The sequence below is a fragment of the Emticicia sp. GW821-FHT11C11 genome, from assembly GCF_058808615.1.
This window is the reverse complement of sequence record NZ_JBXARV010000004.1, coordinates 401,831-426,343: the sequence shown is the minus strand read 5'-3', so window position 1 is coordinate 426,343 and position 24,513 is coordinate 401,831. Positions and strand designations below refer to the sequence as shown.

Sequence of the window (24,513 nt, the reverse complement as noted above, 5' to 3'; positions counted from 1 at the left end):
TATTTGCCTCTCATTTTCCAGTAGCAATTTAAACCTTTTTCCTTATTCTTATTTCTGTTACAAACATACGAGACGTATTGCTATACGTCTCCTATGGGCAAATTTGTGTTTTCAATTTTCGCACTGTCGGCATTAATGAATCTGACAGACCTGCGAAGCCGCATTGCAATGTGGTTCTGCCAGATAAAATCAATAATCTTACACTACCACGTTCACAATTCTTTTTGGCACTACAATTAGTTTTTTAGGTGCGTTGCCTTCCAGCCATTTGATTACGTTTTCGTTTTCAAGAACGGCTTTTTCTATTTCTTCCTTGCTCATATCAGCAGGGAAAGAAATAGAAGTTCTCACCTTACCATTTATCTGAATCGGATATTCGAACGAATCCTCAACCAGATGATCGGCATTGAATTCCGGGAAACTCTGCTGAGTTACTGTACCTTTTTCATTACCCAGAATCTCCCACAGCTCTTCAGAAAGGTGCGGTGTGTAAGACGACAACACTATCACCAGTTGTTCGAGAATCGCTTTTTTAGAGCATTTCAGGTCTGTCAATTCATTCACGCAAATCATGAAAGTACTTACAGACGTATTAAAAGAGAAATTCTCGATGTCTTCAGATACTTTCTTGATTGTCTTGTGCAAAGCCTTTAGTTCTGCTTTTGTCGGCTCAGCATCTGTTACGATATATTTACCGTTCTGGTCATAGAACAAACGCCATAGCTTACGGATGAAACGGTAGGTGCCTTCGATACCGCGGGTATCCCAGGGTTTGCTTTCAGTTAAAGGTCCGAGAAACATTTCATATAATCTGAAAGTATCTGCGCCATATTTTTCTACGATATCGTCAGGATTCACAACATTGAACTTAGATTTCGACATCTTCTCTACCTCAGAACCACAACGATAGACACCGTCTTCCAGAATAAACTGAGGGTCATTACCGATATCGTTTCTTGTTGCTTTGAATCGCTCAATATCCAGAATATCGTTATCTACAATATTTACATCCACATGCAGTTTGGTGGTCTCGTACTGGTCTTTCAATCCATAAGAAACAAAGGTCACTTTTTCTGCTTCTTTCAAACGATACACAAAACTTGATTTACCCATAATCATACCCTGATTGATGAGTTTGGCTGCGTATTCTTCCTTGGGTACATAGCCTCGGTCTTTCAGGAATTTGTTCCAGAAACGGCTGTACAACAAGTGCCCGGTAGCGTGCTCGGTTCCACCCAGATACAAATCCACATTCTGCCAGTAGTCAATGGCTTCTTTTGAAGCAAACTCTTTATCGTTTTGTGCATCCATGTATCGGTACCAATACCAGCTGCTACCAGCCCAACCAGGCATGGTGCTCAGCTCATATGGCTCACCCTTATAATTCCAACCTTCAGCTCGGCCTAACGGTGGTTCGCCACTTTCTGTAGGCTGGTATTTGTCGATATCCGGCAATACCAATGGCAGGTCGGTCTCATCAATTAAATGAGGTGCATCGTCTTTAAAATAAACCGGAACAGGCTCACCCCAGTAGCGTTGGCGCGCAAATACGGCATCACGCAAACGATAATTTACCTTACCTTTACCAATACCCTTTTCTTCCAGTGTATCAATCAGTTTCTGAGTTGCTTCTTTATATCCTAAGCCGTTAATAATACCTGAATTGATATATTTACCCTCTTTGGTGGCATCGGCCTGCTGGTCAATATCTACCTGTGCATCCAGTATAGGCACAATCGGTAAACCGAAATGGGTGGCAAAATTCCAGTCGCGCTGATCACCAGAAGGCACGCCCATTACAGCACCGGTACCATAACCGGCCAATACATAATCGGCAATCCATACGGGTACTTTCTCACCGTTGAAAGGGTTGATACAATAGCTGCCTGTAAATGCCCCGGAAACCTTTTTTACGTCAGACATCCGATCCAATTCAGAGCGTTTCTGGGTTTCTGTGATATAATTATTAATACTCTCTCTTTGCCCGGCTGTGGTTAAAGAATCTACGAGCTCATGCTCAGGTGCCAACACCATAAACGATACCCCATAAATAGTGTCTACACGGGTGGTGAAAACCTCAATCAGGGTGTCAGGTTTGTTTTCGATGGCAAATTTTACCATTGCTCCAACCGAGCGGCCAATCCAGTTGCGTTGTTGCTCCTTGAGTGATTCTGACCAGTCAACGCTATCAAGGCCGGAAATTAAACGATCGGCATAGGCAGTAATGCGCATCATCCATTGCTGCATTTTCTTCTGAATCACAGGGAAACCACCACGTTCAGAAACGCCGTCTTTCACTTCATCGTTCGACAGCACCATCCCCAAAGCAGGGCAGAAGTTTACAACTGCCTCTGAAAGGTAAGTTAAACGATATTTTAATGAGATTTTATACTGTTCTGTTTCAGAAAGTGCATTCCATTCTTCGGCTGTAAAGCTTATTACATCATCATCACACACGGCCTTAACATCTTTTGTGCCATCCTGCGCAAATTTCGCATAAAGGGTTTCAATGGGTTCAGCTTTGTTGGCATCTTTATTATACCAGCTTTTGAACAGCTCCATGAAAATCCATTGAGTCCACTTATAATAAGCAGGGTCAGAGGTGCGCACTTCGCGACTCCAGTCGTAGCAGAAACCGATTTTTTTCAGCTGACTGATATATGTTTTGATATTAGTTTCAGTAGTAACAGCCGGATGTTGACCTGTCTGGATAGCATATTGCTCGGCAGGTAAACCGAAAGAGTCGAAACCCATTGGGTGCAACACATTGAAACCTTTCAGCCTTTTGTACCTCGAATAGATATCGCTGGCGATGTATCCGAGTGGATGGCCTACATGTAAGCCTGCTCCAGATGGATACGGGAACATATCCAGTACATAAAACTTAGGTCTTGAATGGTCAATTTTTACTTCATAGGTTTTGTTTTCTTCCCAGAATTGCTGCCATTTCTTGTCGATCTCACGATGGTTATACTCCGACATAAAATATGATATATAAAGTGTAAACGAGCGTTTGCCGCTCGAGTTTGAGTGAAAATTTTTGCAAAAATAGTATTTTAGGGCTTTAAATTGTTAATTTGTTAAATATTATCCGGAAAACTTATCCGGTGATTAAGCCGACACCTTCAAATTTATAAGCCATGCTTCGTAGAATTTTCCTTACAATTCTGTTATTTTTCATTGTTGCCATAGTAGGGATTATCTATATAATATCATACAAATCGAAATCAGCTTTGGTTCTGATGACCGATTTCGGCACAAAAGACGGTGCCGTAGCAGCAATGAAAGGAGTAGCACTGAAACAATTTTCGGAATTGGTTATTCATGACTTAACACATGAAATACCTGTCTTTAATATCTGGGAGGGCGCATACCGCTTGCAACAAACGGCCCCCTATTGGGAAGAAGGAACGGTATTTGTTTGTGTAGTTGACCCTGGTGTGGGCACCGAAAGGAAATCGATCGTATTGAAAACCAAAGCGAACCGTTATTATGTTGGTCCGGACAACGGCTTGTTTACACTAGTAGCCGAAAGTGAAGGAGTAGATGAGGTGAGAGAAATATCAAGTGCCAACCGGTTGCCCAATTCGCAGGGTTCGTACACTTTTCATGGACGCGATGTGTTTGCGTATACCGGCGCTAAATTAGCTGCCAGTATCATTAATTTTAATAGTGTAGGAGTGGCTTTGCCTAATAATGAACTGGTGAAGTTGTCTTATCCGAAACCAAAATTTGGGAAAGGGGTATTATCCGGTGGAATACCGATTCTAGATATACAATATGGAAACGTATGGACCAATATTGACGAGAAGACATTCAAAGCATTGGGTGTAAAAGATGGTGAGCGGTTGAATGTGAAGATTTTTGAGAAAGACAGACTGGTGTATCAGGGAGTAGTGCCTTATGGACATACATTTGGTGATGTGAAGGAAGGCGAATCTATTTTATATATGAATAGTCTTCTGAATCTGTCTTTAGGAATAAATATGGGCAGCTTTGCTGATACCTATAGGATTTCGAGCGGACAAGACTGGCGGATTGAGGTTTCAAGATGATAAAGTTCTGACTCTGTATAATCATTAAATTTTAAGCATATGGATACTGTAACAAGCTTTAAAATAAAAAATATGTGTCCGCAACTTATTGTGGCTGACCTTGATATTGCCATTGCATTCTACACTGGGAATTTGGGTTTTGAAGTCGAGTTTTTTTACGAAGATTTTTATGCTGCGATTGTTAAAGATGGTTATTCTGTTCATCTTAAATTGGATACGCCTTTTGCTGAAGAGAGAAAAAAAAGAAGAGAGAATGAACATCTTGACCTGGTTATTTCGGTAGATGATATTGCACATGTATACGAAGAAATAATAAGTCAGACGGTTGACGTAGTGCAATCATTACGTGAAATGCCCTATGGCAAAGAGTTTTACATAGCAGACCCGGATGGACACATTATTGGTTTTTTAGAGTCCTGATTCATTAGGCTTAATAGATTGCCCGGCGAAAGCACCTGTACTGTTAGGGGGTGATTTGATTCTTCTATAGATGATTAACCCCAATGCCATACACGACAAAATAACAAATACAGAGAGAGTGATTATGTTCTTGGTGTGGATATATCTAAAGTCTATCATAGTATAGATAAAAATCTGCATAGCTATAATACTGATGGTGCTCACTATGTCATCAAACCACGTATTTTTCTTCACATTGCCGGAAATATATAAATACAACACAAAAGCCGAAATTATGTAGGAGTATATTGAATCAGATACCAAATACGGATTGAAAATAGCTATTAGTAAATAAATGCCAATAAAGAAAGAAAGTTTCTCTCCACTGATAATCACAAGCAGAAATGAAACGGCTGTCAGTATTTTCAGTAAGTGAATTTTAGATATCATAACGAAAAATTGAATAGCATGGTTGTATCTTACTTTACTTCTTGTGCGTAATTTGGAATAGCACAATCACCCCAAGGCGCTGTCTTTTTCTTCATAGGTTTTATATCTTTCGAGGATAAGTAAGGAAGTTTGTATCTGTCATGTGTAAAGAAGTGATGCCAGTTCCAAAATTCTCATATATTTCTTCTGAAATTCCGATAAACGACTGTGTCCGGCGAAGTAGGATAGCACTCCCGGAAACTCTTAAAAATAATGCCAATGTCTCTGATGTGCGGGCCTTTCATTTCATTTTCCCACATTTTAAATTCACCGTGCTCGGTTGAATAGGTATAGTGTATGACATGAAATTCCGGGTTTGAAAAAATTACACCAACTGTCAGTATTCTAAGTATTCCTCCATAGTTTGCAAAAAGAATTATAGCAGTAAAAACACCGAACCAAATAGCTTTTTTTTTCATTGCTTATCAATTATTAAAGCTGATTTGTTTAAGCTGTAGTAGCTTCGTATTTTCAAAGTAGACTATTTATTAAGTAAGCAAAAGTATTAGAGCTTGGTTAAAAAAAAATTGACTCAAATCATTTTTTTGCTCGTAATCTACTCAATGTCTCCGGCTCAATTTCTAAATGTGAAGCTATATACTTTAAGGGAACTCTTTGTAGAATGTCGGGAATTTGTTGTTGAAGAAAAACATATCTTTCATTGACAGATTTCATGCGGATATTGTAATTTCTTATTTCACTTAAGCAATAGTACTTTTCGGTCAGCATTCTGCCGATATAATTGAATTCCGGGAAATTCTCATATAAGAACTGTAAATCTGTGTAAGAAAGTGACCACATCGTACAATCTTCCAGGGCTTCGACATATTCATTGGATGGTTTTTGTAAGAAAAAACTAATCACTGAAATAATGATATCTGTTTCTTTGAAGAACCAGGTTGTATGTTCCTTACCGTTTTCGATAAAATAGGCTCTTACAATTCCTTTTTCAATATAATAGATTTTTCTGTTTGTCGTTTCCGGTTGAACAATCATCGACTTCTTCGCGAAAATTTCATTTTTTAATTTCTTTGCTAAAAAATCCTGAATTTGTGGAGACAGCGGCTTTATGGCATCAAGAATAGTAATAATCTGTTGCATAAATGTAGAAGTTAAAAGTTGTCATAGCTTTGGTAATTGTTCCATAAAAATAAAAAAAAGACGCATCAATAAAAACTGATACGTCTTCTTCTAAAATTATATACAGGATAATTATTTCTTCGTAGCCTTGGGTGCTATGAAAACAATCATACGTTTACCCTCTTGTTTGAACTCGCCCTCAGGTTTACCGTATTCATCAAGCCCTGCAATGAAGCGTCTTAGTAATTCGGCTCCCTGGTCTTTAAACACGATCTGACGACCAACAAAATGCACATATGCTTTCACTTTCGCGTTTTCTTTCAAGAAACTGATAGCATGTTTCAATTTGAAATTGAAGTCATGGTCATCTGTTTGCGGACCGAAACGAATTTCTTTAATGACCGTCTTAGCAGCTTTGGCTTTTATCTCTTTCTGCTTTTTCTTCTGGTCATACTTAAATTTGGAGTAATCTACTATTCTACAAACCGGTGGATTGGCCGTAGGAACTATCTCTACTAAGTCAAGGCTTTGAGCCTGAGCCATAGCAAGTGCCTGATTAGTATCAAAAATGCCTTGCTCCACGTTATCGCCGACTAAGCGGACTTGAGGTACTCGTATCCTTTGATTGATACGGTGTTCATCTTCTTTCTGTACTGGTCTTCTGAAATTACGATTGAATGGTTGTTGTGCCATTTAACGATTTTAAGGTTGCTAATAATTGAATTTTACGAAATTAGGAACAAAAATCATAAAAACAAACAATAAGCCTGTTTTTAAACATTTTACTGCGCTTATAGCCTGTTTTTATGATTGAATGGTGCCTGATAATTAATTCGATCCGAATTTAGGTATATTTTTGTTGATTTCTGTTTTGGCATAGGCAACAAACTCTTTGATGGTCATTGAGCCGAGGTCGCCCTCGCCTTTACGACGAACAGATACTTTGCCTTCTTCGGCTTCTTTCTCTCCTACAATAAGCATCAAAGGTAACTTGTTTACTTCAGCATCACGAATCTTACGGCCGATTTTTTCATCTCTGTGGTCAACATAACCTCTGATATCGTTTTCCTGCAATTCGAGGAACACATCATTGGCATAGTCTTCATATTTTTCTGAAATCGGCAGAATCGCAATCTGATCGGGTGATAGCCAAAGCGGGAAATTTCCGGCTGTATTCTCAATCAGAATAGCTATAAAACGCTCAAGAGAACCAAATGGCGCACGGTGAATCATTACCGGGCGATGTTTCTGGTTGTCAGAACCAACATATTCAAGATCAAATCTTTGAGGTAACTGGTAATCTACCTGAATAGTTCCCAGCTGCCATTTGCGACCCAGTGCATCTTTTACCATGAAGTCGAGCTTAGGTCCGTAAAAGGCTGCTTCTCCTAACTCTTCCACAGTTATCAGTTCTTTTTCAGCTGCTGCTCTGCGGATGGCATTTTCTGCACTATCCCAGGCTTCGTCAGTACCAAAATATTTGGTTTTGTTTTCGGGGTCTCTTAGTGAAACCTGTGCCGAAAAGTTGTCGAATCCAAGAGCCTTGAAAACGTATAGCACAAGGTCGATTACTTTTTTGAATTCATCTTCTACCTGGTCTTCACGGCAGAAAATATGGGCGTCGTCCTGAGTGAAGCCACGCACACGTGTTAAACCATGAAGCTCACCGCTTTGTTCGTAGCGATAAACGGTTCCGAATTCTGCCAGACGCAAAGGTAATTCGCGGTAGCTTCTCGGCCGTGAGCGGTATATCTCACAGTGGTGAGGGCAGTTCATGGGTTTTAGCATAAACTCTTCGCCTTCTTCGGGTGTTGCAATCGGTTGAAATGAATCTTTACCGTATTTCTCCCAGTGACCTGAGGTGATGTATAACTGCTTGCCGCCGATATGTGGTGTTACTACCTGCTGATATCCGGCTTTTACCTGAGCACGGCGCAAGAAATTCTCCAGTCTTTCTCTTAGCATGGCACCTTTAGGCAACCATAAAGGAAGCCCTTTACCTACTTTTTCAGAGAAAGTGAAGAGTTCGAGTTCCTGACCCAGCTTGCGGTGATCACGTCTTTTGGCTTCTTCCAGAAACTGCAGGTATTCATCCAGTTCTTTTTGCTTAGGGAACGTGATACCATAAATGCGCGTAAGCATTTTGTTATTCTGATCGCCTTTGAAATAGGCCCCGGCCACATTCATAATCTTGGCGGCTTTGATGAAACCAGTATTAGGAATATGCGGCCCGCGACATAAATCAGTGAAATTACCCTGGCGATAGAAAGTAATGGAGCCATCTTCCAGCCCGGCCAGTAAATCTAATTTATATTCATCACCTTTTTCTTCAAAATACTTAATGGCATCTGTCTTAGCCATAGGAATCCGCTCGTAGTCGTTTTTCTGACGAGCAAGTTCCAACATTTTATCTTCTATTTTTTTGAAGTCATCGTTCGAAATAGTGACTCCGTTCGTATCTACATCATAATAGAAACCATTTTCTAGTGGCGGCCCCACCCAGAATTTTACACCCGGATACAGGGCTTCCAGAGCCTCGGCCATTAAGTGAGCCGATGAGTGCCAGAATGTAGATTTACCGTCGGTATCATTCCACGTCAAAAGTTGCAAGGTTGAGTCTTCTTCAATAGGTAGATTGGCATCCTGAACTTTTCCGTTCACTTTGGCGGCCAATACGTTTCTTGCCAGTCCTTCGCTGATCGAAAGAGCGACATCGTAACTCGAGCTTCCTTTTGGATATTCTCTTACGCTTCCGTCCGGTAATGTAATTTTAATCATAAAACTGGGTGTACTATTATTTAATAATGGTTGTTAGAATTTGATTTTTCTGGTAGAATCTGCCTTCACATTTACTTTCGCTTTAGGTTTTATAGCATTGATTCTGACTCTTGAAGTATCTAAAAGCTTTTTGGGTTCTTCTGTTGCAGTCGGTTTCGCCGGTGCAGCAGGTGTTCTTTTGATAACATCAGTATTGGAAGAATAGTTGCTGTAGCCATAGTTTGCTCTGCCAGATACCCTGTTTAAAGCCACTATAGCCTGGTCATCGTTCGGATTCCTTTCCACAGCTTGTTTCAGGGCAGTTTCGGCCTCAGTCATGTTTCCGAGCTGCTCCTGGGTAAGTCCAATGAAATAATAGATTTTGGGTACATCTCTGTTAATCCGCAACACTTTCTCATAACTTTCCAGCGCTTTCAGGTAGCTTTTCCAGCGATAATAGATAGCCGCTGAATACAAAAGCACGTCGGTTCTTCTGTTGTCTATTTTGGCGGCTCTTTCATAATTTACTAAGGCGCTGTCAAGCCATCCTTTCTTAAAAAATGCAAGGCCTCTTTCTACAATGAAATCAGAATTATTCTTGAATTCCGCTATGGCTTTCTGGTTCACTACCAACGCAGAATCATACATGTGGTAATTCTGCAATATTTCTGTCAGTTTAGAATAAGCTTCTCTGAACGACGGTTTTATTTCTATAGATCTGCTAATCAGTGAAATGGCTGTGGCTGTATCTCCTTTCCTGGCCGCTAGTGTGCCTTTGTAAAAGTGGGTTTCGCCATCAAACGGGGCATTTTGTAATGACTTGGCCAGGTATTTTTCGGCTCCGGCAAGATCATTTCTTTGCTGCGACAAATCTCCGAGCAGCGTATATAACTCAGGCGTATCGAAATTCAGGATTTCTGCACTTTGCGCAAAAGAGAAGGCCTCATTGTATTTTTTCATTTTGCGCAATATAAGCGCCTTCATAAAAAGATACTTGCCAACATTGGGTTTTAACTGGTCAGCCCGATCAATATCTTCTAATGCACTTTCGGTGTTTCCCAGCTTTAAATATACATCGGCTCTTTTAAAGTAATTTTCGGCCACACTAGGGTTGCTTCTGATAGCCTCCGTCAGTGCTTCTTCCGCTGCGGCGTTCATATCTGCCTCATTCTGAAACTGAGTAGGAGGAATCTTCGAACGCTCTCTGTTACCTTGTCCGCAAGCGGCAAGGAAGATAACCAGCGTTATTAAAAAATATATATTGAACTGTTTTTGCATTATTTTCTCGCTGTGACACAAAGGCAGACGCAAATTTTTTCACAAAAATCCGAAAATTTTCTAACAATTAAAACCTTTCCCCATAATATAGAATGGCGGTACTGAAAGTGAGCCAATAAAAAGCAGGTAGATTCTTATAATTATGATTCAGAAGCAAAACGATAGAATACACCCAAGGGTAAGTTTTTATGGAACGAATCCTGCAAAACCAGTTCTCCCATTTCGGCATTGGTAATGGCAGGATAGTTTTGCTTAATGATGGTTTCAGCTATTACCGCCGAAAAACCCATGGAATAGAGGTTTAATATAAAAAAGAAGTGTTGGTCGTCAACCAGTTGCAGGCATCCTTTTATCAGTTCATTGATGCCCTCTTCCAGAATCCATTTTTCGCCATCCGGGCCACGACCATAGGCCGGGGGATCCAGAATGATACCGTTATATTTTTTGCCTCGTTTTACCTCACGTTTTACAAACTTCAGGGCATCTTCAACTACCCACCGGATGTCGGTCAGCTGACTTATCTCCATGTTTTCGCGCGCCCAGGAAATAGTCTGTTTGATAGAGTCTACATGGGTAACATCGGCTCCGTTGCCTTTAGCAATAACAGATGCCCCGCCTGTGTAGGCAAAAAGATTAAGTACCTTCGGGTCTTGCACGGGCATTTTTTTTAGTTTGTCTTCAATGTACTGCCAGTTTTCGGCTTGTTCCGGAAAGATACCTACGTGCTTAAACGAAGAAAGCGAGAGCTTGAATTTATACTGCCTGCCACCTTGCTCGTAGGGTAAAAGCCATTTTTCGGGCATTTTTTTCAGGTTGTGCCATTCGCCCCGTTCGTCCGGATTAAGCTGGTCTCTGCCTTTGGTTTTTCTGAAAATGGCCGAAGCCTTTTGCTCCCAGACCTCTTCACTGAGCGATTTGTCCCAGACGGCCTGCGGTTCAGGACGAGCCAGAATATAATCGCCGAAGCGTTCCAGTTTTTCAAAATTACCTGAATCTATTAATTCGTAGGAGTCTATTTTTGGCTGAAGAAGCTGATACAAGGTCAATGCGTTTAAATGAAACTGATTTTACTGAACTTTACTTAGATAGATAATCTTACGGATATTGGTCTGCGGAAGCGATTGTTGCCTTTTTTTACGTTTGCTTGTTTCCTCCTTCCTGATTTCCAGATCCTTTATGGCTTCAAATTTAATACGACTTCCGTCGGCAAGGAAATAATTTCCGTACCAATTTCTTACGCCATGATAAGTGGGTACAAATTGAGTGTTTTTTGCATCTGCCGGTTCGTCTGATAATTTGTAGGTTTCTGGGCGTGCAAATTCAGCTAAATTGCTGATAGACAGACTTCCTTTCAGGCATACGGCGGTCGAGTTGTTTTCTGACACTGCCAGATTTTCTTCTACCTGCGGCGAAACCAGGTTCATATCTATTCTGCTTTGTGAGAGGAGGTTTCCGTCAGCATCGAAACTGGCAACAAACCCATTTAAGAAATTATAACCTTTAAATACCTGCTTTGATTGTGTTCGGGGGTAATTGTAGCCGGTACTGCCATATCGGCCATAGCCGGGGTAGGGGTCATAACCGCTGTAAAGAGGTGAGCTGGATGTTAATGTCTGAAAATTGGGTTGAAAAAAACTGCCGCCCAGGGTTAAGGTATTATTGCCATAAACGGGTTTGGCAGGTAGCAATATAAAATTATCAGCAATTTTCTTTACGGTTGCGTCATCAATAGCCGGTAGACCTTTCAGTAAAAGACGGTAATCATAAAATTTGGTCGCAATTGTTTTTCCATCTTCCAATCTGGAAACGAAAATGCCTTTTGCACCGGAATTTGACTGATACGTACCTGAAATGAACTTGACTGTAGGAGAAATCTCTGTTAAAGTGGCCGTGAGCGGAAAATTGCCTGCATTAGATGCAATTGTATTTTTAACAATCAGTTTACCGGTGGTGTCGTACCTGGCATAAACCACATAGGCGTCTTTTATGAACTCTCCCTTTTTCTTTTTCTCGTTAGTATAGCCCGACTCCTTAATAGCCCACAGGCTTTCAACTATATTTTTCGCAGCATCATAATGGAAGTACTGTACGCTGGCTTTACCAGTCAGCCCGGCGGAGACGAATTCACCGGTATCTTCATTGAAATCAAATTTATAAAAGGCGGCACCTTTTTCATTACTACCGGCCATTAAGATACGGTCGTTCAGAAAAGCGTAATCCTGATCCTGAAAAAACTCACGCAGTTCAAAGCCTTTATTGTCAAATTTTCCGTCTTTCAGCGCTATGGTAAATAACTGATAATACATACCCTGGGTTTCACTGAACATGAACGTAATGTGCTCATGATCTACAGTATAGGCAGTAGGCTTTTTTTCTACGTCGAGAAATATCTCGGACTCCCAGGTTTTGTTCAGCTCGGCATCAAATTTTACAATTACAGCTTTGGTAATGTCTTTTTTGGCGAATAGAATGACTCCTTTGTCTCCAAGCGGAATCAGCTGTTGCCAGGTTGGATTGCCACTGATTTCGTACTCAACTGTTTTTAAAACCTGTGCCGAAGCACAAAAACTGACAATCAATAAACCAATAAAGAGTGCTGTTTTTCTCATTAATGCCCGGTTTTCTTTAACACCAAAACTGATCAGAACGCAATTTTATTCAGATAAAACACTTTTCGTGAACCATCGTTCCGGTTGCTGATTTTCTGATATCCCCATGCGAGATAATAATTTCCATGCCAGAATTCGATGTCATCAGTTGAGGTATCGCGTACTCTGTCGCCCTCGCGGTCTGTATTTATCTCAATTACTTTGTTGCCTTCTACCACATCGTTGCCCCGCACAATTTTGCTCGATAGCTTACCTTTATTGCTATAGACTAGAGTTATTTCGTTGTTATCAGTTTTGATTTTTACTTTTTCTTTCAGCTCATAGCTTTTCAGGTTGTCGAAGTTAAAGCTATTGTCCCATATTAAATTTCCTTTCTGATCAAATCCGGCAACTACGGCATGCGTGTATTTGAAACCATCGAACTGCTGGTTATTAAAACCTCTGTTGCCCGACCAAAGCCAAGGGTTCCATGCCCACGAATTCAATCCATAATAGCGATAGCTACCCATGCCGTATCCATAAGGACTCCAGAACGGACTTCCGTACATACTGGAACCGTAGAAATTATTGTTGTTTCTGAACTCCGGATAGAATACCTCTGCCACCAGAATATACTGATTGTCTTTCTGGATAATATCATGCACTAATACGCGATAGTTGAGTTTTAAGTCGCCACCTTTATCACGCTTTTTATTGATTTGCCGTTCAATGCGGTCTTGTTGTTTCTGAGACATGAACTTGAAGAAATTCTTGAATTCGGTAAAACTGTGCAGTTTCAGATATTCAGGATTTTCTTCATCTACTTTGCTGATGTATAAGCCCTGCGACATAGGCACTCCATTGGATTGATAGCCTCTGAAACCATAGTTGCCGATCATCAATTGGGTGCCGTCATTTAAAGAAAAGAGTTTGCCTGTCAGCAAGCCGTAATCATCTTCGGGCTCAACGGTCAGTTGCTCTACAATTTTCCCGTTCTGGTTGATTCGTTTCACAACCATGTAACTCGAGCGTCCTTTTTTTACCGAATAAGAAACAATCAGCAGATTGTTTTCTTCATCGAAATCGATGGAAGATATGCTGGCAGTACCTTTCAGGCCTCCGGCAAGAATCCTTGGTTGTAATTTATGAAGATTCACGCTCATCAGTACAGGTTCGTCTTTTACCATACCTGCCAGGTAGGCAAAGTCATTATGCACCTTGAATTCGGATACCTCAAAACGCGAAATATTCTCAAAAAAGAATTTCTGCATAATGCCGATACCTGTAGACACCTTAATGATCTGGTACAAGTCGCTGTTAAACTTGCTGAAAAGCAGGTATACATCACGGCCCTCACGATAATAATCTACGTACGATTGGTTTTCTTCCAGCTCGCCGTTCAGCGTCCAGCCCAATTGCAGGTTGGTATCGAACTTGGTAATGCTGAATGTCTTTTTTGAGGTTTTGGATAACACCAGCAGGCCTTCTTCACCTATGGTAATTACCTGTAGTTTGTTGTCGTCTCCGCCAACCGGTATTTCAATCCTCTTCACACTCTGGGCATAAATGGCTTGATTAGCAAAGAAAATGGTAACCAATGCCAACATCCATACCCTTATGCCTGAAAAAACACGAGGAAGGAACTTTGTTTTAGGTAGTAAATAATCGTTAATACTATTCATAACTTTTAGCGACGATGATGTCGAACTCTTCTTTTTTTACTGGTTGTACTGAAAGTCTTCCCTGACGAACCAGGGCCATGTCTTGTAGTCTTTCATCAGCTTTGATTGCCTGCAGTGTTACGCCTTTCGGCAGTTTTTCTACAGGTGACAGATCTACAACTACCCATCGGGGGTCGTCAGTGGTTGGGTCAGGATATGATTCTTTGACAACCTTAGCAATACCCACTACATCGAGCCCATCGTTTGAGTGATAAAACAATACCAGATCACCGATTTTCATACTGGCCAGATTGTTGCGTGCTGCGTAGTTTCGTACGCCGTCCCACATCCCTACGCCTTGATTAACGAAATCGTCCCAGGAATATTTGAATGGTTCTGATTTTACAAGCCAATAGTTCATAACTGAATTGATTAATGTTTGAAAAGTATAATCAAAAAAGCCCCAGGTTAATGGGGCTGATTTATGTGATAGCAAATTAAGGAAACTTTGGGAATTTTTTGAAATCGGGCTTACGTTTTTCTAAGAACGAACGGAAACCTTCTTTGGCTTCGTCTGATAAATAGTAAAGCAAGGTAGCATTACCGGCTAATTCCTGTATACCGGCTTGTCCGTCAAGCTCAGCATTGAATGACGATTTCAGCATTCTGATAGACAATGGTGATTTCTCCTGTATCTTACGGCACCATTCAACGGTTACTTCTTCCAGTTGTTCTAAAGGTACTACTTTGTTTACTAATCCCATGTCAAGGGCTTCCTGCGCATTATACTGGTCGCAAAGGAACCATATTTCGCGGGCTTTTTTCTGACCTACCACACGTGCCAGATAACTGGCACCAAAACCGCCGTCAAAGCTACCTACTTTAGGGCCTGTTTGTCCGAAACGCGCATTTTCAGCAGCAATGGTAAGGTCACAAACAACGTGCAATACGTGCCCGCCACCAATGGCCCAACCGGCTACAGAGGCAATAACCACCTTAGGTATTGAACGAATCATTTTTTGTAAATCGAGTACGTTCAGACGCGGTATGTGGTCGTCACCAATATAGCCACCGTGCCCACGCACCGACTGGTCGCCACCACTGCAGAAGGCTTTTCCGCCTTCACCTGTTAATATAATTACTTCTATTGCAGGTTCTTCACGGCAAAACGACATGGCGTCAATCATTTCTTTGACAGTCTGCGGACGAAATGCATTGTGTTTTTCCGGACGGTTGATACTGATTTTGGCAATTCCTTCGAAGAAAGTAAATTTTATGTCTTCGTACTCTTTGATCGTTTCCCAGGTCATAATCTATATCGGTAATACTAAATGGTTATTAATATATGCTTGTTAATTCTTAAATAAGTGTAAGTATATACGGAGGCAATGAGTTCAATAATCCTATTTTAAACTTCATCTATCAACACGTAAAGAAAATCTATCAGTTTTTATATTCCTCTGTTGTTACTTTTTGCCGCAAAAAGTAACCAAAAAACCGCATCATTTAAACTCGTACAATTAAAAATCTGATAGTTATTTTCTTTTTGCAATATTCATTTCCAGATTTTTAATCGTAAACTAGCCGTTCGCCTCGACAGGAAATGATGATTTAAGGTTACTAATTTTAGTTGTTACTTTTTCCCTCTGTGAAACTCTGTGTCAAACTTTGTGGCACTCCGTGGTTTAGTATTTTATGTCAGTTTTAGCAACAGTCAATATTTATGTAATTTTATTCCATTTCATCTAAATCTAATATGTCGCTGCGGTCGTCTTCCTGAAAAAATTCTACTTTCCAGGTATGGTCGGCGAGTAAAAATACTCTTGCCAGAAACTGGTTGAACGGAAAGGAGCGTCCCCATTCACCGGGAGCTACCATCGACAAAATATCTGTGCCGTCTTTCTTCTCGTAAAGATAATACACATGGTTAATGATTGGCTCAAAGCCTATGGCAGCGTCATAAATACGCTCAGAAATATCAATCCTGTTTTTTATCTCTCTGGCCTGCTGAGCCAGTAATTCCATTTGCTTATAAATCTTGTTCAGTTGTTCTCCGGTTTGCTGACGCATAGCCAGTTGCGCTTTACCCTTTACTTTCCCCAGGTCTTCCGGACGAATCACAGCTCCTCCCGCGGTATGTGCATATTCCATCAGACCGGGATTTTCAGCAACTTTAATTTTGTCTATCGGATTCTTTTCCATCGTGCAAATTTATTTTGAAAACTTTGTTTCTTAGCTAATTATTTAAAAAATAATGGTTTAGTCTGTATTTTTTAACTTCGTTATGCAAACCAAAATGGTGGTTTTAGAGTTTAGTAAAAAAGTGCTATTGTTAATTGTTCTTCAAATATATAATATTTAAGATATAATATCTATATTTTAAATATTTTTTGGATTAAAAATCTATTATCTAGTGCTAATTTAGATAATTGCGTATTTCAATTGATGTATTTGTGGTCTTTCTTCTTGATAAGATTAAGTATATTAATACAACACGACTTAGAATATGAATACTATTGACAGAAAAGAATTTATGAAGCAGGTGGGTATCAGCTTTGGTGCCATTATGCTTATGAACTGCCTGCAGGCCTGCGATGCAGGTGGTGAAGTACCAGACCCGAATCCAGGTGGTAGTAACGGTAAAGTAGACTTTACTTTAGATCTTAATAATGCAACCTATGTAACACTGAAAAACAGGGGAGGGAATGTGGTTGTTAAACCGCAGAATATTATAGTTGCCCGTGCAAACGATGATACGTTTATAGCGGTGAGCGCCATTTGCACCCACGAGGCCGCCACTATTAATTATCGCGCAGCTTCCAATGATTTTCTTTGCCCTAACCACCAGTCGGAATTCAAGGCTGATGGCAGTGTGCAGAAAGGCCCTGCTACTACGGCATTGAAGAAATATTTGACTACAGTAGATCTGACTAATAATACAGTGCGTATTTTTGAGTAAATTTGTGCTGTATTTTTTAACTCTGCTCTTCATGGTGCAAGCTGTGAGGGGTTTTCTTATAGTGGAGCAATGATTTTTTTAGAAAAAGACGGAACGTATATCAATACCGATCCAGACAATCATTATTACGAAAAGGTATTGAAATTTAAGAAAGCCTGGGATGCAGGTCAGCAGAATTTTACCATTCATACATCAGGTTCAACGGGCGCACCCAAACCAGTTAGTTTCTCGAGGGAACAGCTGATAGAGTCGGCCCGCCTGACGGCCAGAACATTTAATCTGCAGGAGGGAGATACTGCTTTTTGTTGCCTGAGCGTTGATTACATTGCAGGCTTGATGATGCTGGTGCGTGCCTTTGAAACAGGCATGGATCTGATGATTGTAGAGCCAAGCTCAAATCCGTTTCTGGGAATTGAAAAACATCTGTATTTACTGAACGCTAACAGAGGTAAAAACTTTTTTGCTTTTGTGCCCTTACAGATACAGACTTTATTGGGCGAGTCAGAGCTTTTTCTTGAAACATTAAATGCGGCCAGAACTATTATTATTGGCGGGGCAGCTGTGAGCGAAACGGTTCTGGAGAAAATTCAGAAAGTATATGCACCGGTGTACGCTACTTACGGTATGACCGAAACGTTATCTCATATTGCCATTAAACGACTTAACGGACCTGACAAGGAAGATTTTTTCAGAATACTTGATGGCGTTGAAATTGCCATAGATGAAAGAGAATGCCTGAAGATCAGATCAAATACTACCGGAAACGAATGGTTAATAACCAACGATATTGTTGAGCTCATCGATAACGATAAATTTAAGCTGATAGGCAGAATTGATAACATCATTAATAGTGGTGGAGTGAAGATTCAGCTGGAGAAAATCGAACAGACAGTAGAGGAGATTCTGAAAGATGTTCAGTTTTATGGAAGGTTTTTTGCCTATGGCGTGCCGGATAAAAGACTGGGTCAGAAATTGATTTTGGTTGTGGAGAGCAAAAAGCCTTTGTCTGACGGTAATTCACTTGGACTGCGGTTTTCAGAAAAATTATCTAAATTTGAGATTCCAAAAGAAATATTCTTTGTTGAAAAAATGATTGAAACCCCAACCGGGAAAATCGATAAAATAAAAACCGTCAATGCCTACGTTCTCCCTCAAATACCAAACCTCTGAAAATATTCCGCCGCCCTTTGCTCATGCCATTGAACTAAGCGGTGATATTGAACAAAGTAAAGAACTGACTGTTTCTTTTGAACTTACTTATTTAGACCGGGAGCTTCTGACAGAAGAAGAGATTGCCGACGAAGGATTCTCGCTGAATGATGATTTCAGCTGGCAGGGAGAATTACCGGCTGTATGGAAAGATATTATTTACGGTAACCTGAAATCGGCAAAGCCGTTGAAAATAAAGGCTCTTGAACCACATCAGCATTTCTGGCAGGTCGATTTTGAAGCCCAGTCTTTTTATCCGGCCAATGCGGATAAATTTTCGTATCTGCTCGAAGAAATCCAACAGGCAATTTTCGAAAAAGCAGGACGCGAACTGCCATTGGATTTAATTTTCTACAGGAATCAGTCGGGAGAGACAAAAGAGATAACTATCAAGGCATCTTTTGTTGAAAGGAAGGTAGAAATCAGCCGGAAAGACAATCAGGAAACTGGTAAAACATCTGTATTACCCTGGGATGAACTCAATTTTATATTGAAAAATACATTTTCAGGAGAATTTATAATGGATCTTGCCTTTAATCAAAAACCTGCACATAAAGGCACGTTTGTTAACATAGGAGACGGATACTGGTATGAAGTGGGTAAATCAATGTTGATTGAGCCACACAAGATTCAGAAGATATTTAAGCTATAAAAAAACTCATCTCTAAAATTTGAGATGAGTTTATGCATTATCTATTCAACCTATGATTATTAATTCGTTCCCTGAATGCGGGTATATTTTGTAAAAGCTACGTCTTTGTAAATACCAGACCAGCTTAATAATACTGTGGTACCCGCCCCGGCGCCGGCTTTACCCAAATCGGCCCATGATTTTGTCAGGGTAGCTTTTCCGTCATTACCCGTTGTCAATTCTCCCAGTTTTGCGCCATTACGAATCGACACCGTAACTTTAAGCGATTTTACAGCAACTGAATCTATCCCTTTGGTATGGTCAAGAATATTGGTCTTGTCGAGCTCAAGCAGTTTTATATTTAAAGCAACATCTTTTGAAACCTTGCTCATTACTGTGGGCTCGGTGGTAGTTCCGTTAGAAGGCACTCCGCTATCATCTATTACTAAGAATAGCAGGGGTGAAACTACTCTGTCTACAAAGGGGTCTTTCTTCTCACAACCTGAAAGCAGTGTTATGGCGCCCAGAAACAATATGTATGCGGTCTTTCTCATGTTTTTAATGTTTAGCGTAATGTAATTAATTCACGATTCTGCGGAAATCATTTTTCAGCCCACCAGAGTTTGGTTCTCATGTTATCGGCACCGCCATTCAATGTTATCCCCTTATCGAGGCTTATTTTGTTGAGCGAATACTCGGTAGTAGGATAGGGCAAACGGGTGGGCAGAATGCCTTCGTTTTCGAAAACGGCTCTGGAATCTTTAGCCGGTAACACAGGGAAACCAGTGCGCCGGTATTCCGTCCAGGCTTCAACGGCATTACCGAATAACGAAATCCATTTCTGATCCAGAATCTTTTCGCGGGTCGGGGCTCCTACAGTTTCATAATAACCTGCCGGAAGCGCTACCTTATACTGGTCGAACGAAGCCTTAATTCCGGCCTGCATATAGGCATTGGCGTCACCGGAAATATCACCGTCAATGGCGGCTTCGGCAAGAATCAAAAGCAGTTCGCTATAAGTCATCACTACACTGGGTGTGGCAGCTTGTGTAAAATAACTACCCAATGTAGAAGCTGAACTCAGATAAGTAGTTGCGATGGCATCAGGCAAGCCGTTAGGAATCCCTTCATATCTACCAGCCGAATTAGTATTGGCAAATACGGATAGACGGGTATCGCCTAAGCCTGTCAGTTTGTCTACGAAAGTTTTGCTCATGCTCCAGTCGGTACGGCTGCCCATTACCATTACCTCATGCCACTCGTTGTTACTGGGGCGTGTAGCTGTGTTTTTCAGAATGGCGTTATCGTCGTTGCTGGTGAAAATCGGAAATTTGGCGGCATCACCCAGAATCTCGGCCATAATAGCTTTTGATTCGACTGATTTCTTAGCTGCCTGACGATTCGCCAGACGCAATCTCAATGAATTGGCGAATTTCTTCCATTTCAGGATATTGCCGTCATAAAGAATATCGCCCGAAATAGCCGGGCCACTTACCACCAGTTTTTCGTTGGCCACTTTCAAATCATTCAGTAAACCTGCGTATACTTTATCCATCGAGTCATATTCCGGAATATAGACAGGCGTTCCATCAGTGCCTTTCAGGGCCTGAGAGTAGGGAATGGCTCCGTACAAGTCTGTCAGCACCGAAAAGACCCAGCTTCTCATCACCATTGCGGCACCTTCATAATTGGTGTTTGGTGATTTGCTTTCGGGGCCTGCCTGTTTAATGATACTCTGGAAGTTTACCAGACCATCGTTAAAGAACGATTTCCAGGTATTGTTGTAGAAGGTAGGTGTGATACCATAGTTGTCACCCTCATTTGAGTAAATATTGCGGGCCAGGTATTGAATCCAGAGCATGGAGCCGTCGAGATTCAAACGCTCGAAACGGATATTACTACCCCAGTATCTGTCAACCGATTTTTCGATGGCATAAGGCAATAAATATTGCGGACTGATGCTCGTCGGGTTGTTGGGGTCTGTGTTCATTTTATCGAATTCATCGGTGCATGAATTCAGCGATAGGCTCAACAAAACCAGCATTGAAGCTATAATTTTATATGATTTCATAATGTTTCAAGGTTTTTAATGAAAAACTGAGTCCTCTGTATCAGAAGCCTAAAGAAAGGTTAAAGCCCAGACTTCTTGATGATGGTAATTCGCCATAAGCAAACCCTTGTGAATTGCCACCGAAGCGGTCAACTTCCGGGTCGATATGAGGAGAGTTTTTAAACAATATGGCCAGGTTACGACCTACCAGAGAGAGTTTCGCGTTCTGGATTCTGGCCTTTCTCAGTATTGATTCAGGTAAGCGGAAGCCGATTGAAACTTCACGCAGCTTGATATAGCTGCCGTCAAAAATGGCCGCCTCGTGGTATCTTCTCGGGTTATTAAAACCATACAGCTGATTGGCTGCCACAATGACATCGTTCGTTACGTATTGCGGATTATCAGCAGTGCCTACGTTTTTTACCCCTTTGCCTATGATACCTTCTTCGCGGCCGATGGCAGTTTCGGCATACTGGCCTGTCCAGCGGGCGGTTCCGGTTCCTTCGTCGAAGAAATCACCCCCTTTTTTCACATCAATCAAAAACGAAAGGCTCAGGCGTTTGTAAGCCAGGTTGTTGGTGATACCGCCGGTGAAATCTGGTTGAATATTCCCTAATACACGAGGGGTTGTTTCAACCACTGGTAGGCCGTCGGCATATACAATCTGTCCGTCAGGGGCATGTTTGAAGCCGATACCATACAGGGAGCCATAAGGCTGACCTATCTGAGCAATGGAAATCAGACCTCTTCTTTCCTGAAGCGTATAGGTCGACAAACCCTCTGCCAGCTCAATAACCAGGTTCCGGTTGCGGGCAAAGTTTACAGCAATATCCCACTTAAAGCCGGTTCTGGTTTCAACAGGTGTGCCTGATAGCGTAATTTCGATACCCTTGTTGTTGATACGCCCGGCGTTCAGAATACGTTTATCGTATCCGCTGGCTTTTGAGATTTCAACCCCCAGAATCTGGTTCCGGGTTGTTTGGTCATAGTAAGTAAGATCCAGACCTACTTTGTTTTTCAGAAAACGGAGGTCAAGACCGAACTCGATTCCTGTGGTGATTTCAGGTTTTAGGGTTGAATTGGAGATGGTTATGTTTTCATAGTATTCTGGAATCGACCCATTCCATGATCCACTGGCGCGGAAAGTCTGCGCCAATTGATATGGGTCGGCGTCGTTTCCTACCTGTGCCCAGCTGGCTCTTACTTTGCCGAATGATAGGATACTCTTCGGAATATTTACCAAATCTGTAATAACTGCACTGGCAGAAACAGATGGGTAAAAATACGAACGGGCATTAGCAGGTAAGGTGCTCGACCAGTCGTTTCTGGCGGTGATATCCAGGAAAAGGGCATTCAGATAACCCAGTTGGGCTGAGCCATATAAACTCTGAACATTGTTTTTTTCGATGCGGCTGGCCACAGAGTTCTGGCTTGGGTTAGAATTAGACAGGTTATAAACGCCATCTACAACCAGTTCGCCTACGTTAGTATAGTTGCGTTTGTAATAATTGCTTCTCACTGCTCCACCGGCCTGCGCAACCAATGAAATGTTTTTACCAAAGCCTTTATCAAATGTAAATAAGAAATCATGATTGGTTTCCTGACGGCGGAGTACTTCTTCAGAATAAGTGCCAGGTGTTCTGTTACCATTGCGCACTCTTTCAAAGTTAGCGATGTTGATTCTGGTATCTGTCCATAAATCGGTTCCTGATCTCAGCATCAATTTCAGGAAAGGCAGGATTTTGGCATTAATTGAAATGTTTCCTATTAGACGGTCCTTGTCGTTATTGTTAGGCAGGTACTCGTTTGTGTAATAGGGGTTGGTGAAATAGGTATGCTGCCAGTTTGGTGGGTCGTTGTCGGGTAATCTTCCGGCTACGGCTCTCTGGATATGCACATCGGCATAATCTCTGTAATTGGCGAGTTGATCCCACGATACGTGTCTGTGCGACCAGATGAAAGTATCGCCATTCTGATAGGTACGATTACCGCCAGACTTGATATACTCACCTGATACTGAAGCGGATATGAATTTATTTACATTATAGCTTGAATTCAGTTTTACGTTGGTTCGTTCAAAACCATTTTTGTAGGCAAGGCCTTTCTGATCCAGCCTGTCGAAGGCCAGACGGAAATTTCCTTTGTCGTTGGCACCTGTGAGGGCCAGGTGATTAGTGAAAGAGGTACCGGTTTCCCAGAACTCGTTCCAGTTATTAGGTTGCGGAGTTAGTGGGGCCACGCCTTTTCCGGTAAACCACTGGCGTACCAGACGGCCATCCATTGGTGCACCCCAGCTTTCATCGGTTCCGTCGGTTCCGGTGGTTCTGCCGGGTGAAACCGAACCATAAGCTGCTTTGTACTGATCGTAGGCGTCAGGCTGTATAGCGCCGCTCCATCCATCAGAATACCAGGTTGCATAACCATTCCCACCACCGTAGGTGTTCTGAAAATCAGGTTTTACAAGCGGGCGTTCAGCTGTAAAGTTGGCATTGTATTCAATCCCCAGACCTTTAGAGCCCGAACCGTCTTTTGAGGTAATCAGAATAACCCCGTTCGCTGCGCGCGAACCGTAAAGAGCGGCGGCATTAGGGCCTTTCAATACCGAAATCTCCTTGATGTTATCGGGGTTGATTTCAGAAATACCACCACCAAACTGTTTATCATATTGCTGTTGCAGCGGAACGCCATCCATAACAATCAGCGGCTGGTTATTACCTGATACAGACGATGAACCGCGTATCTGAATGGTTGAGCCACTACCCGGCCCGCCATTACTGCTGATACGCACACCGGCAATACGACCCGATAAAGAGTTGACTACGTTGGTAGAACGCGCTTCTACTATGTTGTCACCCTTTACTTCCTGCTGAGAGAAACCCAGAGATTTTTTCTCCCGCGAAATCCCCAATGCTGTTACTACGACCTCGTTCAGCGCACGGGAATCGGCTGAAAGTGTAATATTATAATTTGTTCTGTTATCAATTTTTTCTTCAATAGTAGTAAAACCAATGGCACTGAAAACTAAAATGCCGCCTGATGCCGGTACTTTAACAGAAAACTTACCGTTGGCATCTGTCAAAGTTCCTATGGCTGTTCCTTTCACTGCAATTGAAACCCCAGGAAGTGCACCTTCTTCAATAGCACTTACTACGCCCGTCAGTAACTTGTCTTGCGCAAGGATACTTAACGGCAGTAATAATATAACTGTCAGATAGTAGACGTGTTTTTTCATACGTGTAAGGTGTTTGTAAAGGATTAATTTGAAACAATAGGTAGGTGCTGTTACGAAGCTTTCCGACTCAATCAGTTGCCAGAATTCCGACCGCTCAGTTTCAAGCAATGATTGAAGCCGGGAGC

21 protein-coding genes are annotated in these 24,513 nt (G+C 41.6%); 5 read left to right on the top strand and 16 right to left on the bottom strand.

Annotation, left to right across the window (positions count from 1 at the left end):
* Window positions 1-198 precede the first annotated feature (198 nt).
* Window positions 199-2,982, bottom strand: coding sequence for a leucine--tRNA ligase (gene leuS / locus AC1RRY_RS21600; RefSeq protein WP_492823152.1), 2,784 nt, complete (start codon window positions 2,980-2,982; stop codon window positions 199-201).
* 158 nt (window positions 2,983-3,140) lie between these two features.
* On the opposite strand from leuS, the gene AC1RRY_RS21595 reads away from it, so the two are divergent.
* Window positions 3,141-4,055: an SAM hydrolase/SAM-dependent halogenase family protein gene (locus AC1RRY_RS21595; protein WP_492823154.1), complete on the top strand. Its 915-nt coding sequence runs from the start codon at window positions 3,141-3,143 to the stop codon at window positions 4,053-4,055.
* A 39-nt stretch (window positions 4,056-4,094) separates the two neighbouring features.
* Window positions 4,095-4,475, top strand: coding sequence for a VOC family protein (locus AC1RRY_RS21590; protein ID WP_492823156.1), 381 nt, complete (start codon window positions 4,095-4,097; stop codon window positions 4,473-4,475).
* On the opposite strand, the gene AC1RRY_RS21585 is transcribed toward AC1RRY_RS21590, so the two are convergent.
* The 12 genes from AC1RRY_RS21585 to AC1RRY_RS21530 form a co-directional block, all read right to left on the bottom strand.
* A complete protein-coding gene (locus tag AC1RRY_RS21585) occupies window positions 4,464-4,904 on the bottom strand; it encodes a hypothetical protein (RefSeq protein ID WP_492823158.1) in 441 nt (146 codons plus the stop codon). The two genes, AC1RRY_RS21590 and AC1RRY_RS21585, sit on opposite strands and share 12 nt — an antisense overlap.
* 173 nt (window positions 4,905-5,077) lie before the next feature.
* Window positions 5,078-5,362, bottom strand: coding sequence for a hypothetical protein (locus tag AC1RRY_RS21580; protein ID WP_492823160.1), 285 nt, complete (start codon window positions 5,360-5,362; stop codon window positions 5,078-5,080).
* A gap of 118 nt (window positions 5,363-5,480) precedes the next feature.
* Window positions 5,481-6,044 carry a Crp/Fnr family transcriptional regulator gene (locus AC1RRY_RS21575; RefSeq protein WP_492823162.1) on the bottom strand — a complete coding sequence of 188 codons (564 nt, stop codon included), beginning with the start codon at window positions 6,042-6,044 and terminating at the stop codon, window positions 5,481-5,483.
* A gap of 111 nt (window positions 6,045-6,155) precedes the next feature.
* Window positions 6,156-6,716: a translation initiation factor IF-3 gene (gene infC, locus AC1RRY_RS21570; RefSeq protein ID WP_101727042.1), complete on the bottom strand. Its 561-nt coding sequence runs from the start codon at window positions 6,714-6,716 to the stop codon at window positions 6,156-6,158.
* 135 nt (window positions 6,717-6,851) lie between these two features.
* Window positions 6,852-8,801: a threonine--tRNA ligase gene (gene thrS, locus AC1RRY_RS21565; RefSeq protein ID WP_492823165.1), complete on the bottom strand. Its 1,950-nt coding sequence runs from the start codon at window positions 8,799-8,801 to the stop codon at window positions 6,852-6,854.
* Window positions 8,802-8,834: 33 nt separating this feature from the next.
* Window positions 8,835-10,058: a tetratricopeptide repeat protein gene (locus AC1RRY_RS21560; protein ID WP_492823167.1), complete on the bottom strand. Its 1,224-nt coding sequence runs from the start codon at window positions 10,056-10,058 to the stop codon at window positions 8,835-8,837.
* A 140-nt stretch (window positions 10,059-10,198) separates the two neighbouring features.
* Window positions 10,199-11,098 (bottom strand): class I SAM-dependent methyltransferase, encoded by a 900-nt coding sequence (locus AC1RRY_RS21555; protein WP_492823169.1) that lies wholly within the window; start codon window positions 11,096-11,098, stop codon window positions 10,199-10,201.
* Window positions 11,099-11,125: 27 nt separating this feature from the next.
* Window positions 11,126-12,667, bottom strand: a complete 1,542-nt coding sequence (locus AC1RRY_RS21550) for a hypothetical protein (protein WP_492823171.1) — start codon at window positions 12,665-12,667, stop codon at window positions 11,126-11,128.
* A 32-nt stretch (window positions 12,668-12,699) separates the two neighbouring features.
* Window positions 12,700-14,328: a hypothetical protein gene (locus AC1RRY_RS21545; RefSeq protein WP_492823173.1), complete on the bottom strand. Its 1,629-nt coding sequence runs from the start codon at window positions 14,326-14,328 to the stop codon at window positions 12,700-12,702.
* A complete protein-coding gene (locus AC1RRY_RS21540; protein ID WP_492823175.1) occupies window positions 14,321-14,728 on the bottom strand; it encodes an EVE domain-containing protein in 408 nt (135 codons plus the stop codon). Before AC1RRY_RS21540 ends, AC1RRY_RS21545 begins: the two co-directional genes overlap by 8 nt.
* A 76-nt stretch (window positions 14,729-14,804) precedes the next feature.
* The gene (gene menB / locus AC1RRY_RS21535) at window positions 14,805-15,617 is read right to left on the bottom strand and encodes a 1,4-dihydroxy-2-naphthoyl-CoA synthase (protein ID WP_492823177.1); all 813 of its coding nucleotides are present in this window, start codon (window positions 15,615-15,617) and stop codon (window positions 14,805-14,807) included.
* A 421-nt stretch (window positions 15,618-16,038) separates the two neighbouring features.
* Window positions 16,039-16,509 carry a DUF2452 domain-containing protein gene (locus tag AC1RRY_RS21530; RefSeq protein ID WP_492823179.1) on the bottom strand — a complete coding sequence of 157 codons (471 nt, stop codon included), beginning with the start codon at window positions 16,507-16,509 and terminating at the stop codon, window positions 16,039-16,041.
* A 304-nt stretch (window positions 16,510-16,813) separates the two neighbouring features.
* On the opposite strand from AC1RRY_RS21530, the gene AC1RRY_RS21525 reads away from it, so the two are divergent.
* The 3 genes from AC1RRY_RS21525 to AC1RRY_RS21515 all read left to right on the top strand — a co-directional run bounded on the left by AC1RRY_RS21525 (window position 16,814) and on the right by AC1RRY_RS21515 (window position 19,127).
* Window positions 16,814-17,266, top strand: a complete 453-nt coding sequence (locus AC1RRY_RS21525; protein WP_492823180.1) for a QcrA and Rieske domain-containing protein — start codon at window positions 16,814-16,816, stop codon at window positions 17,264-17,266.
* 69 nt (window positions 17,267-17,335) lie between these two features.
* The gene (locus AC1RRY_RS21520; RefSeq protein ID WP_492823181.1) at window positions 17,336-18,436 is read left to right on the top strand and encodes an AMP-binding protein; all 1,101 of its coding nucleotides are present in this window, start codon (window positions 17,336-17,338) and stop codon (window positions 18,434-18,436) included.
* A complete protein-coding gene (locus AC1RRY_RS21515) occupies window positions 18,402-19,127 on the top strand; it encodes a hypothetical protein (RefSeq protein WP_492823182.1) in 726 nt (241 codons plus the stop codon). The genes AC1RRY_RS21520 and AC1RRY_RS21515 overlap by 35 nt, the downstream gene beginning before the upstream one ends.
* Before the next feature lie 59 nt (window positions 19,128-19,186).
* Here AC1RRY_RS21515 and AC1RRY_RS21510 read toward each other — a convergent pair whose 3' ends face one another.
* From AC1RRY_RS21510 to AC1RRY_RS21500, 3 genes are read right to left on the bottom strand one after another with little or no spacing between them, the layout of a single operon-like run.
* Window positions 19,187-19,660, bottom strand: a complete 474-nt coding sequence (locus AC1RRY_RS21510; RefSeq protein ID WP_492823183.1) for a hypothetical protein — start codon at window positions 19,658-19,660, stop codon at window positions 19,187-19,189.
* Between the two features lie 47 nt (window positions 19,661-19,707).
* The gene (locus AC1RRY_RS21505) at window positions 19,708-21,177 is read right to left on the bottom strand and encodes a SusD/RagB family nutrient-binding outer membrane lipoprotein (protein WP_492823184.1); all 1,470 of its coding nucleotides are present in this window, start codon (window positions 21,175-21,177) and stop codon (window positions 19,708-19,710) included.
* A 40-nt stretch (window positions 21,178-21,217) separates the two neighbouring features.
* Window positions 21,218-24,388, bottom strand: a complete 3,171-nt coding sequence (locus AC1RRY_RS21500; RefSeq protein WP_492823185.1) for a SusC/RagA family TonB-linked outer membrane protein — start codon at window positions 24,386-24,388, stop codon at window positions 21,218-21,220.
* Between the last annotated feature and the right edge of the window lie 125 nt (window positions 24,389-24,513).